The 11,282-nt window shown below is 63.6% G+C and carries 11 protein-coding genes; 1 reads left to right on the top strand and 10 read right to left on the bottom strand.

Translation table 11 applies throughout. The features are described from left to right. From miaB to EN984_RS07930, 10 genes are all read right to left on the bottom strand, one after another. The coding region (gene miaB / locus EN984_RS07885; RefSeq protein ID WP_245480043.1) for a tRNA (N6-isopentenyl adenosine(37)-C2)-methylthiotransferase MiaB at positions 1 to 1,249 on the bottom strand (1,249 nt) is incomplete at its 3' end. 182 nt (positions 1,250 to 1,431) lie between these two features. Next, complete coding sequence (locus EN984_RS07890; protein WP_127266949.1) at positions 1,432 to 2,232, bottom strand: 1-acyl-sn-glycerol-3-phosphate acyltransferase; 801 nt, start codon at positions 2,230 to 2,232, stop codon at positions 1,432 to 1,434. Between the two features lie 21 nt (positions 2,233 to 2,253). Continuing rightward, entirely contained in the window at positions 2,254 to 2,748 is a 495-nt protein-coding gene (gene rimI / locus EN984_RS07895) for a ribosomal protein S18-alanine N-acetyltransferase (RefSeq protein ID WP_127266950.1), read from the bottom strand. Continuing rightward, the gene (tsaB, locus tag EN984_RS07900) at positions 2,749 to 3,426 is read right to left on the bottom strand and encodes a tRNA (adenosine(37)-N6)-threonylcarbamoyltransferase complex dimerization subunit type 1 TsaB (RefSeq protein WP_127266951.1); all 678 of its coding nucleotides are present in this window, start codon (positions 3,424 to 3,426) and stop codon (positions 2,749 to 2,751) included. It lies immediately after the preceding gene. Positions 3,427 to 3,521: 95 nt separating this feature from the next. Continuing rightward, positions 3,522 to 4,628, bottom strand: coding sequence for a DUF1513 domain-containing protein (locus EN984_RS07905; protein WP_127266952.1), 1,107 nt, complete (start codon positions 4,626 to 4,628; stop codon positions 3,522 to 3,524). A gap of 65 nt (positions 4,629 to 4,693) precedes the next feature. Further along, on the bottom strand, positions 4,694 to 5,773 hold the full coding sequence (locus EN984_RS07910; RefSeq protein ID WP_127266953.1) for an imelysin family protein: 1,080 nt from the start codon (positions 5,771 to 5,773) through the stop codon (positions 4,694 to 4,696). After that, positions 5,773 to 7,374, bottom strand: coding sequence for a di-heme oxidoredictase family protein (locus EN984_RS07915; RefSeq protein ID WP_127266954.1), 1,602 nt, complete (start codon positions 7,372 to 7,374; stop codon positions 5,773 to 5,775). Before EN984_RS07915 ends, EN984_RS07910 begins: the two co-directional genes overlap by 1 nt. Before the next feature lie 12 nt (positions 7,375 to 7,386). Next, on the bottom strand, positions 7,387 to 7,872 hold the full coding sequence (gene bfr, locus EN984_RS07920; protein WP_013527914.1) for a bacterioferritin: 486 nt from the start codon (positions 7,870 to 7,872) through the stop codon (positions 7,387 to 7,389). Further along, positions 7,838 to 8,149: a (2Fe-2S)-binding protein gene (locus EN984_RS07925; protein WP_023811421.1), complete on the bottom strand. Its 312-nt coding sequence runs from the start codon at positions 8,147 to 8,149 to the stop codon at positions 7,838 to 7,840. Before EN984_RS07925 ends, bfr begins: the two co-directional genes overlap by 35 nt. Before the next feature lie 110 nt (positions 8,150 to 8,259). Continuing rightward, positions 8,260 to 9,549 (bottom strand): imelysin family protein, encoded by a 1,290-nt coding sequence (locus tag EN984_RS07930; protein WP_127270714.1) that lies wholly within the window; start codon positions 9,547 to 9,549, stop codon positions 8,260 to 8,262. A 433-nt stretch (positions 9,550 to 9,982) separates the two neighbouring features. Here EN984_RS07930 and EN984_RS07935 point away from each other — a divergent pair, with 433 nt between their 5' ends. Next, a complete protein-coding gene (locus tag EN984_RS07935; RefSeq protein WP_127270716.1) occupies positions 9,983 to 11,236 on the top strand; it encodes an FAD-dependent oxidoreductase in 1,254 nt (417 codons plus the stop codon). Positions 11,237 to 11,282 lie beyond the last annotated feature (46 nt).

Genomic DNA, 11,282 nt, shown 5'->3' on the forward strand with positions numbered 1-11,282 from the left:
GGATAATGTCACCGATTTCGCCGGCCTTTTCATCAACAATAACCGGCTGCAGCCAAGGCGAGCGGCCAACCTTCTGGCCGGCCTGACGGCCGGGCTTCTCGATCAGCGTGTCGATGGTGGTTCCGACGAGGCTCAAACCAAAATCCTGCTGCTGCTTCACAAGCAGAGCCTGTAGTCTCTGCAAGCGCTCGTCCTTGACCATTTCCGGCACATGGTCGGCCATTTCGGCGCCCGGCGTGCCCGGACGCGGCGAATATTTGAACGAAAAGGCCGAGGCGTAATTGACCTGGCGCACCAGCTCCATGGTCGCCTCGAAATCCGCCTCGGTCTCGCCGGGAAAGCCGACGATGAAGTCGCCGGAGAGCGCGATGTCAGGCCGCGCGGTACGGATGCGGTCGAGCAGCGCCAGATAATCCCTGGCCGTGTGCCGGCGATTCATCGCCTTGAGGATGCGGTCGGAGCCGGATTGCACCGGCAGATGCAGATAGGGCATCAACGCCGGCAGATCGCGATGGGCCGCTATCAGTTCGTCATCCATGTCGCGCGGGTGGCTGGTGGTGTAGCGCAACCGCGCCAGCCCGGGGATTTCGGCCAGCCTGAACAGCAGGCGGCCAAGGCCCCACTCCTGACCGCTCCCGCCCTGGCCATGCCAGGCATTGACGTTCTGGCCGAGCAGCGTCACTTCGCGCACGCCGGCTTCGGCCAGGCGCTCAGCCTCCGCGACAATCTGCGCCACCGGCCGGGAGACTTCGGAGCCCCTTGTGTAGGGCACAACGCAGAAGGTGCAGAACTTGTCGCAGCCTTCCTGCACGGTGAGGAAGGCGGTGACGCCGCGCTTGATGACCTCGGCGCGCCTGGGCTGCGGCAGGTGCTCGAACTTGTCTTCGATGGCGTAGTCGGTCTCGACGATCTTTTCGCCGCCGCGCACCCGCGCCAGCACGTCCGGGAGCCGGTGATAGGTCTGCGGACCGATGACCAGGTCGACGGCCGACGAACGGCGGATGATCTCGGCGCCTTCAGCCTGCGCCACGCAGCCGGCGACGCCGACCAGCATCTCACGGCCGGCCAGGGCACGCTCGGCTTTCATGGCGCGGATACGGCCGAGCTCGGAATAGACCTTTTCGGCCGCCTTCTCCCTGATATGACAGGTGTTCAGCAGCACCAGGTCGGCCTCGCCAATGGCATCGGTCGCGGAATAGCCGTCGGCAGCCAGCGCATCGGCCATACGCTGTGAATCATAGACATTCATCTGGCAGCCATAGGTCTTGATGAAGACTTTTCTCGCTGCCGCGGGAAGCACCGCCGGCTGTCCAGCCGTAGTGCCGATGTCGTCGCTTTCTATCGTGTTCAAGTCCATAAGGCGGCTTCTAACGCCTTTCCGTGACAAAAAACAGACGATTCTCGGCCCGCGCCAGCAAGAGCGTGCCGGAGCTACCGGCTCGGCCGCGGGTCGGCAAGCGCCGCCTGCATCATCTCACGCACCTGGCTTTCCATCAGTTTCGACGTCTCCTTGCGGTTCGAACCCTTGGAGAAGGCGATTGCCTCGCCGAAATGCACCTCGACGTCGAGCGCGCCCTCAGCGAGCAGAACCTTGAGATGCGGCATCAAATCCTCATCGCCGATCCAGGCGGCAAGCGGGCGATGCCGGCGGCCGAGCGGCACGCCGTGCAGACGCGTATAGGCGATCGCCACCGGCTGGATGAACACCTGTTCCGCCGCGCCTTCGGAAATCGCCATCGAGGCGGCGCCGAACAGCGTGCTCTTGAACGGCAGGACCATATTGCCGTCGCCGGTCGAGCCCTCGGCAAACAGCACCATCGCATCGCCCTTGGCCATGCGGCTGGCAATCTCGCTTGCCTGGTCGCCCGACGAACGCTTGCGCTCGCGCTCGATGAACACGGTGCGCTGCAGCTTCGACAGCATGCCGATCAGCGGCCAGCCTTCCATATCCGCCCTGGCGATGAACTTTACGTCGGCAAAAGAGCCGAGCACCATGATGTCGGTCCAGGAGATGTGATTGGACGCCACCAGCAGCGGGCGCTTGTCGGACAGCGCTCCCTTGACATGGATGCGCATGCCGAGCGCCCTGACGATCAGCCTGTGCCAGACCTTGAGGATGAAGGTTTCCGGCCACCAGCCGGTCTTCATCGACAGTATCTGTAGCGGCACGAGGACCAGCGAACCGGCGACAACGAGGCCCAGCGCCAGGAAAATCCTGATTTTCTTGATCATCGCCCCATCCCGGCCGTCTCGCTAGCGAAGATCGCGGCGCATGACAAGCGCGCCGGTCGGTCCGTGTTCGGCCGATCTGTAGTAATTCGGCCGCTTGCCGACCTCGCGGAAGCCCAGCCGACGATAAAGCGCGATCGCCGCGACATTGGTCTCGTCGACCTCGAGGAACAGCGCTTCGGCGCGCTGCGCGTGCAGTTCGCGCAACACCGCGTCCATCAATTGCCAGCCCAGCCCCTGGCGACGATGCGATCGCGCCACCGCGACGGTCAGGATCTCGCCCTCGCCTGCCGCAAGCCTCGCCAGCACGAAGCCGGCGGGCGGCTTGGAGCCCTGTCCGGTTTCGCGCGCGGCATAGCCGAACACGGTGTCCTGTTCGAGCAGGGCGGCGAATTCGCCATCGGTCCAGGGGCGGACAAAGTCCTCGCGATGCAGCAGCGAGACCGCCGGACTGTCGGCGATCCTCAGCGGCTCGAGCGCGTAGTCCCGGCGGCGTGGTTGGAGAAAAGGTATGCGCATTTATCTTTCTTGCCTTGATAGAATAAAGCCAGCCTGCGGCTTGGCGTCGGCGCCGCGTATATAGAGTGGTTTCGGCCGTTCGCCCGCGCCCTTGGCGGCAGCCAGGCGGGCGTAGGTGACAATGTCGGCGGTGGCTGTCCGAGGGCCGACATCAAATTCGCGCCCGGCCGATGCGCTGATGAGCGCTGCCGCGGTGCCGGCAAGCACCGGAGACGTTTCCTTCGCCATAGCCACCACGTCAGCCAGCGTGGCCGCGGCCGGACCGTAAGTCAAGACTAACCTTTCGTCGTAAAAGGCCGCGTGGATCTCTTCACGGCCGGCATCGAGCGCCGCCAGCACGGCGCGACCGGGAAATGCCGCTGCTGCTTCGACGGCCAGCGCCTCCAGTGTCGTCACCCCTATTGCCGGTATCTTCAGCGCCAGCGCCAGGCCACGCGCGGTCGAGACGCCGACGCGCAGACCGGTGAAAGAACCGGGGCCGACAGAGACGGCGATGGCGCCAAGACCTGCATAGTCGGTTGCGCTTGCCTCCAGCGCTTCGGCGATGACCGCCATCAGTTGCTCGGCATGGCCCTTGCCGAGATCGAGCACCTGACGGCCAAGCTCCTGCTTCGCCGTCGCGTCATAGACGCAAGCGGCGCAGAGATTGGCGGCACAGTCGATGGCAAGCAATTTCATGAGGCAACCGGTTCGAAAAACAATTCCCTGTGCCCGCCACGGCCCGCCACCGCAAGGGGATAGTGCATAATTCGTTAAGCGGCTTCGCTTGTAGCCTATGCGGCCTGTTCGATACGCAGCATGTGGTTGTCCCAGACATAGTCCGGTTCGGAGCGTGTCGCACCGCTGCCCTCGACGATCTCGCCGGCGCCGGTGGTGGCCATGAAGCCGGTTCCATCGGGCGCCACGCCGCAGACCTCGACCAATGCGCTGTTCGCAACGACCCGGCCGCTGGCCGCATCGATCACGACGAGCGAGTTGCCTTCCGGCGAGGAAACGGCGACGGTTCCGGCAGCCCAATTGGCGGCTACCGAGCCTATGTAGTTGCGGAAGCCGGACAAAACGTCCTGCGGCATGTCCAGCAACTGCAGCTCCTTGCCGCGCGCGGCGCGACCGACCAGCAACGGTCGATCGGTGCCCGGCCCCCTGTACTGGCAGCCGAACCAGACGCTTCCGGACCGATCGGTGTCCATGTGGCGGATCGACAGCTGATGCAGTGCGGCCGGCAATTCGTGCTTCTCGATAAGATCGCCGGTGACGCGGTCTATCAGCACATAGGACGGCTTCATGGTTGCAATGTTGAGCTCGGCGCGGCCGTAATCCGGATGGGTCTCGATGCCGCCATTGGCAACCGCGATCGTCCTGCCATCGCCCAGGAGCAGAAGCTCGTGCGGACCCATGCCATAGGTCGGGAATTCGCCGACACGGCTGAATTTGGCCCGCGCATCGTAGACGCCGACGACGCCGGCGGCGTTGTCGAAGTCGTTTTCGGTGGCATAGAGCAGCGCACCGTCGGCCGAGAACACGCCATGGCCGAAGAAATGCCGGCCGGCGATGCTGGCGATGGTCAGCGGCGCGTCACGGCCCGAGTGATCGAAAACCACGGCGAAGGTGCCGGGCTGACGCGCGAAGACCACCGAGCGTTTCGATATGGGATCGAAGGTGACATCGTGGCCGCGATCGGGCAGGTCGATCGCATGCAGGACCTTGCCGGCCTCGGACAGGACGGCAGCGCCAAAGCTGCCGTCGCGTTTGACGAAAGCCGTGGCGAAGACGGCGTCGGCCACAAGCGTGGTTGCCCAGGCCGAGGGCGTCATCGTCGCCATGAAGCCAACGCCTGCAGCTCTCAGGAAATCGCGGCGATCTATCAGAGGGGTTTTCAAGGATCAATCTCTCTTCTTGAGCATGATCTTTTCCGAAAACCGGCTTCCACTTTTCGGGATCATGCTCAGTCCCCATCCAGCGAGGAGAAGCCTGCGGTCAGTCCGAATTCGGCGGTCAACCTGGTGCCAATCAAGGCCGAGAGGCTGGAGGTGATCAGCGCGAAATGATCGAGCTTGTCACGCAGCGCCGGATCGGCAAGCGCCTTGTCGATTGGACCGCTGACCGCCTTGGCGGTGGCGACACCGTTGACCAGCTGGATGTGGATCGATTCGGCCATCCAGCGCGCATCGGTCTGCAGGGCATCGCCCAGCTTCGAGGCCTGGAACAGCGTATCGATGCCGGAGAGATTGCCGGCCAGTGACGCGGTGGTGTTTTGCGAGCGCCAGTAGATTGCCTGTTTCGGCTTGTCCGCATCCGGCTTGCCGCCGAAAAACCCTTTCAGGCGCACGTCGCGCACCATTTCGAGCTCATTGATGAAGACGCCGACCAGTTCCGTCACCGCTTCGTTGCCGTCGCGGTAAAGTGGGTTCTGCGGCCCCGGATTGGCCCAAAGCGCTGCAAAGCCGTCCGGCTTGTTCCAGGCGGCGCTGACCTCACCGGCCATGGCTTCGATGTTGCCGGCAACCGCCGCGCCATATGCGCAGCGGTAGGGATCATCCTTGCCGGCAAGTGCATCGGCGCCGTCGCCGTAAAGAACGAATTCGAGCGCGCCCAGCCCCTGCATGGCAACGCTCTTGCCGGCCAGTTGTGCCGGATCGGTCGCGGTCGGATCCTTGTCGGACAGCGCCGCCTGTACCTGTTTCAGGCCGATGCTCTTGCGATCCGGCCAGAACAGCATGCGCTCCAGCCGGTTGTTCTCCTTGATCGGTCCGAAGCCGATGATTTCGGCTGACGACCAGGCATAGACGGTGGCGGAGAATTCGGCGCGTGCGGCATCGAGTTCTCCTTGCGAGGGCGTGACGCACAGCTCGCGCATGGATCCGGTCAAGGCTTCCGCATGCTCGTGCAGGCCGGCATAGGCCGGGCGGACGAAGCCATCGATCGCGCGCTGGATGATATCGGAGGCTTTGACCGCCGCCGACGCAGGGACAACGCCCAGCAGGGCCAGCGGAAGAACGAGAAACAATGCAGAACGCTTGAACATCACAGTGACTCCAGGAATTTGAGCAGCGCGTCACGCTCAGTCGCACTGGCGGCGGCAAAGCGGTCGCGCGCTTTCTGCGCCTCGCCGCCATGCCACAGAATCGCCTCGGTCAGGCTGCGCGCGCGCCCGTCATGCAGGAAGAAGGAATTGCCGTTGACCGTCCCGGTCAGGCCGATGCCCCACAGTGGCGGCGTGCGCCATTCATTGCCCGTTGCATCTCCCACGGCTTGGCCATCGGCCAGATCAGGCCCCATGTCGTGCAGCAGGAAGTCGGAATAAGGCCAGATCAACTGGAAGGCCTGCGCCTTGTTGGGCGTATCGCGGCGCGTGACGAATTTCGGCGTGTGGCAGGCAATGCAGCCGATCTCGTAGAATGTTTTTTTGCCCGCGAGCACGTCGGGCCGGTCGAGGTCGCGGCGCGACGGCACGGCCAGGTTCTGCGAATAGAAGGTGACGAGATCCATCACCGGCGGCGGCGCTTCGACCGGGCCAAGACGCTGCTGCACGCCGTTCGGCATGTCGAGGCATTTTGCCTCCGCAGCAGTGCAATCGCCCCAATGCTTCGGCTCTTCGGGCGTCGAGATGCCGATGTCGCCGGCAAAAGCGTCCGCCGCCTGCTGGCGGATCGACGCGGTCTGTGCCTTCCAGCCGAAACGGCCAAGCGTCAGTTTTCCGTTCAGGCTATCGCGCACGATGTTCGGCCTGCCGGAAATGCCGTCGCGGTCCCTGTCGTCCGGATCGGCGTGGGCGAGAATATCAGCCGGCGCGATCTGTTCGATCAGGCCCAAGCCGATCATCGGCGGGGTCAGGCGCGGCGACAGCGTGGTGCGTGGGTCAAGCGGCCCGTAGCCAAGGCCGTCAACCGAATAGCTCGGCTTGCGCAAGGAGATCACAGTGCGGTCCGTCAGCTCTACCTTACGTTCTTGGTAGTCGATATGCATCCTGCCTTCACCGGGCAGGCCGGGTACGGCGAGCTCCTGCAATTGCCTGCCGTAGACCGGGTCGGGGAAGTTGAGCACCTCGTGGTCGGCAAGCGCCGCCTTCTCTTCCGCGCTGCTGGCGTCACGGGCCAGCCGCAGGAACATCGACGTGGTGCCGACGTCGCCTTGCGGCGGGCGGCCGCGGCCATCCTTCAGATGGCAGTTCTGGCAGGCACGTTCGTTGAACAGCGGGCCGAGCCCGTCCGACGCCTGCGTCGAGGATGGCGACGAGACCCAGTTCTTGCGGAAAAGGGCATTGCCGAGCTTGAAGTCGCCCTCTTCCTCGAAGGTGATGTTGGCCGAGGATTGCGAGAAGGAATCGCGGCTGACGTCCTTCCGGGACGTGCCGGCGCCACCTTGCATCAGTTCGAACTGCTCTGGCCTGGAAAAATCCGCGGTCGGCCTCGTGACGGCGATGACGCGCGCCTGGTCCTTCGCATTGAGGTCGGTGCGCGTGGTGGCGAGCCCGGCAGGCTGAAGATCACCGGCCATCGCCGAGGAGGCAAGCGCCAACACGAGCACGACATAGCGCCGACGCGCCAATCCGGCCGGCGTCTTGCGAAGGAGCGGCGAGCCATTGGCCCGCCGCGAGCGGCGCATGAATTCTAGCAGGCGCCGCATTCCCGCATGCCCTTACTCCGCCTCGTCCGCCGATGCGGCGTTGAGCTGGCCGTATTTTTCCTCGCCGATCGAGGCAAGCAGGTCGAGCTGCGTCTCGAGAAAGTCGATGTGACCCTCCTCGTCGGCGAGCAATTCCTCGAACAGCTTCATCGTCACGTAGTCGCCGGCGTCGTTGCAGATTTCGCGCGAGCGCTTGTAGGCGGTACGTGCGTCATATTCGCCGGCAAGATCGGATTCGAGCACTTCCTTGACGTTCTGCCCGATGCGCAACGGCGCCACGGACTGCAGGTTCGGATGGCCTTCGAGGAAGATGATACGGGCGACGAGCTTGTCGGCATGGTGCATCTCCTCGATCGATTCCGCCCGCTCCTTCTTTGCCAGCTTGGCGTATCCCCAGTCCTCAAGCAGACGGAAATGCACCCAGTACTGATTGACGGCCCCAAGCTCCAGAAAAAGAGCCTCGTTAAGCCGCTCGATGATCTGCGGATCGCCTTTCATGAATTCTGCTCCCGTATTGGACGCGCAGGCCTCTGACGCGATCCAGGTGTGAAACGACATCCACGCCGCTCGCCTCCGAGCGGGCGTGGTAATTTTCGGTGACCCGAATGATCGTTTCCACCACATTTGGGAAGCAGCCGCAACAGCGACCGCGCTTTTGCATGGCATGATAGATCTTCGCCGGCACGATCAGCTGCCAGGGATCCTGGTCCAGCAGCCCGACGATCGTCTGCTCGATCTCCTTCTCGGTGATGATATTGCAATGACAAATCAGCATTGGCTTGCTCGGCTGGCTGACGGCGTCTCCCGCGCCGTGTGGCTTGATTTTCTAGCGGAGGCCGTTCCAGAGCCGGTCCGGCTCCGGATCAGTCTCCTGTCTTTCGGCCCTTACTTGAACACCTTGTCCGGCGCGTCGAGGCTGTCGGACCCTTCGAAGGCGATGGTGCTGAGCTTCAGGGAGCCGACGGCGCGCTCAATCGACTTGGTCTGATCGATCAGCGCATCGATCGCCGCCTGCACGGTGGCGTTGCCCTCAACGTTGCCCTCGGCGATCTGCTGGTCATAGGCCTCGCCGGCCAGTGCACGCGCCTTGATCGCCTCCATCTTGGCGACGGTGACATCGAGCTTGTCAGACAGTTCCTTGTCGATCGCCGGATCGGCCGCCTTCACCATATCGGCCACCGAGGGACCCGAAACGACGGTGCCGTCGAGACGCGTGTAGCTCGCATGATAGGCCGCGCGAATGCCGATGGCGTCGTAGAGATGCGAATTGTAGGTGTTGTCGGAGAAGCAATCGTGCTCCTCTTCCGGATCATGCAGCAGCAGGCCGAGCTTCATGCGCTCGCCGGCCAGTTCGCCGTAGGACAGCGAGCCCATGCCGGTGAAGATGGTCGAGATCGCCGTGTTCGGCTCGCCATCGACGAGAGCCTTGCGGGCGGCGCCGTCTTCCTTCCAGTTGCCGACCATCTCCTGAATATCCGAAACCAGAAGGTCGCTGGCCGATTTCAGATACTCGGCGCGGCGATCGCAATTGCCGCCGGTGCAGTTCTTGAGGTCGTAGTCGGTATAGGGGCGCTCGCCGGCACCCGGGCCGGTGCCATGCAGGTCCTGGCCCCAGAGCAGGAATTCGATGGCGTGGTAGCCGGTGGCGACATTGGCCTCGATGCCGCCGGCTCCCTGCAGCGTGCCGGAGAGGAACTCCGGCGAAAGCTTCGATGCATCGACCTTCTTGCCGTTGATCTCGATCTCCTTGTTGGCGATCACATTGGCCGTGTAGAGCGCGTTCGCGTCCGATTCGGTGCCGTAGCTCTTGGCAACGTAGTCGATCAAGCCTTCATCCAGCGGCCAGGAGTTCACCTTGCCTTCCCAGTCGTCGACGATCTTGTTGCCGAAGCGGTAGACCTCGGTCTGCTGGTAGGGAACGCGCGATGCCTTCCAGGCGTCACGGGCAGCGTTGAGGGGTTCCACCGATGGCGCGGCGAGCAGCGCGTCGACCGCCTTGTCGAGCGCCTGCGCGGTGGTCAACGAATCCTCGTATTTGGCGAGTGCGATGTCGGAATAGGTCTTGATGACCGCCTTTGCATCGGTTTCCGCCTTTGCCGGCAACACGAATACCGCCGCCGTCAGCAGGGCAGTGGCGCCGATCGCCGCAAGCCTGCTGCCATATCGTGCTGTCATAATCACTCTCCAGTTTCTCGGAAATTCTGTAAACGGCGCGCGCAGCAACCGGCGCCAGGCCATCTGTGGGCCATTGGGCGCAAGAGATGCCGCGCCATCGCGCGGTTCGCGGAAGAAAGACACCAAAATGCCTCCAATCGAAAGGGTTCAAGGCCCAGACATTAAAGGGATGCGCTGACGCGCGAGCCTCCATAAAGCTGCGACATCGTCGGATGTCAATGACAATCCGCAAGAAAAGTCAATTGAAACAACAGTTTAGAATTATTCTAAACTACGACTCTCAACTTTATGCATTTTCCTGCACCGGTCTTGCCGCTGAACTGTGCGATTGACAGCCGCCATCCCGGATGCGACCCGCAAAAGCTCGCTTGCAGCGGTGCCAGACAATTGCCATCTGGCGAAACATCCTAGGGTAGAATCAGGATTGGATGCGATGAAGAACGGTGTGGTCATTGTCGGCGCGGGTCATGCGGGCGTGCAAGCGGCCGCCAGTCTGCGCGAAGACGGCTATGACGGGCCGGTGATCCTCGTTGGGGATGAGGACGAACTTCCCTATCACAAGCCGCCGCTGTCGAAGACTTTCATCAAGGATGCCGAGGCCAAGCCGCAACCCTTGCGCGGCGAGGCCTTTTACACCGGCAGCGCCATCGATTACCGGCCCGGCGTCAGGATCGATCGGATCGATGCCGGACGCCGCAGTTTGGATATTGCCGGCGGTGGTGCGCTGGCCTTTGACCACCTGATCCTGGCGACAGGCTCGCGCCCGCGCACGCTGCCGCTGCCCGGTGCCGACCTGTCCGGTGTGCTGTCGCTGCGCTCGCTGGCCGATGCGCGGCTGATCCGCGACCTCAGCACGCAAAGCGACGAAGTCGTCATCCTCGGCGGCGGTTTCATCGGGTTGGAGATCGCAGCCACGTTGAGGGCCGCCGGTCGCACGGTGACAGTGGTCGAGGCGGTGGACCGGCTGCTCGGCCGCGCCGTGGCGCCGATCGTGGCGAGCCACGTCCGGCAACGGCTGGAGGCGACAGGCGTGCGCATCCTCACCGGCACCTCCATCGCCAGGCTCGATGGCGAAAACGGTCATGTCACGGCCGCCATCACCTCATCAGGCGAAAGGCTGCCGGCGCGCATGCTCATCGTCGGCGTTGGTGCCGTGCCGAATTTAGAACTGGCGCAGGCGGCCGGCCTCAGCATCGCCAACGGCATTCGCGTCGATCATCAGATGCGCACGTCGATGCCGGAGATTCTCGCCATTGGCGATGCTGCCTCCTACCGGCACTGGTTCACCGGCGGCGACGTGCGGCTGGAATCGGTGCAGAATGCCACCGACCAGGCGCGGCTTGCCGCGCGCACGATATCGGGCCATGCCGACGCCTATTCGGCGGTGCCATGGTTCTGGTCCGACATCGGCGACATCAAATTGCAGATGGTCGGCCTGACCGCCGGCGGCGACAGCCATGTCGTGCTGGGCGACCTGCCCGACAACAAGTTCTCGATCTACCACTATGCCGGCGACCGGCTGCTCGGTATCGAATCGGTCAACCGTCCCGGCGACCACATGCTTGGCCGCAAGATGCTCGGCGCCGGCTTCTCGCCGACGCCGCAGCTGGTTGCTGAGGGACCTGACGGTCTGAAGGCGGCGCTGGCCGCATTCCAGCAGGATGAGCCTGCAAGGGCTGCGGGCTAGCCCCCCGCTTACCCTCCCCCTTGTGGGGAGGGTCGCTGCGAAGCAG

This window comes from Mesorhizobium sp. M7A.F.Ca.CA.004.12.1.1, assembly GCF_003997835.1.
In the GTDB taxonomy this organism is placed as follows: Bacteria; Pseudomonadota; Alphaproteobacteria; order Rhizobiales; family Rhizobiaceae; genus Mesorhizobium.

Excerpts from the sequence above, each read along its gene's own strand:
- EN984_RS07890 (WP_127266949.1), bottom strand. The coding sequence starts at position 2,232 with ATGATCAAGAAAATCAGGATTTTCCTGGCGCTGGGCCTCGTTGTCGCC.
- rimI (WP_127266950.1), bottom strand. The coding sequence starts at position 2,748 with ATGCGCATACCTTTTCTCCAACCACGCCGCCGGGACTACGCGCTCGAG.
- tsaB (WP_127266951.1), bottom strand. The coding sequence starts at position 3,426 with ATGAAATTGCTTGCCATCGACTGTGCCGCCAATCTCTGCGCCGCTTGC.
- EN984_RS07910 (WP_127266953.1), bottom strand. The coding sequence starts at position 5,773 with ATGTTCAAGCGTTCTGCATTGTTTCTCGTTCTTCCGCTGGCCCTGCTG.
- EN984_RS07915 (WP_127266954.1), bottom strand. The coding sequence starts at position 7,374 with ATGCGGCGCCTGCTAGAATTCATGCGCCGCTCGCGGCGGGCCAATGGC.
- bfr (WP_013527914.1), bottom strand. The coding sequence starts at position 7,872 with ATGAAAGGCGATCCGCAGATCATCGAGCGGCTTAACGAGGCTCTTTTT.
- EN984_RS07925 (WP_023811421.1), bottom strand. The coding sequence starts at position 8,149 with ATGCTGATTTGTCATTGCAATATCATCACCGAGAAGGAGATCGAGCAG.
- EN984_RS07930 (WP_127270714.1), bottom strand. The coding sequence starts at position 9,549 with ATGACAGCACGATATGGCAGCAGGCTTGCGGCGATCGGCGCCACTGCC.
- EN984_RS07935 (WP_127270716.1), top strand. The coding sequence starts at position 9,983 with ATGAAGAACGGTGTGGTCATTGTCGGCGCGGGTCATGCGGGCGTGCAA.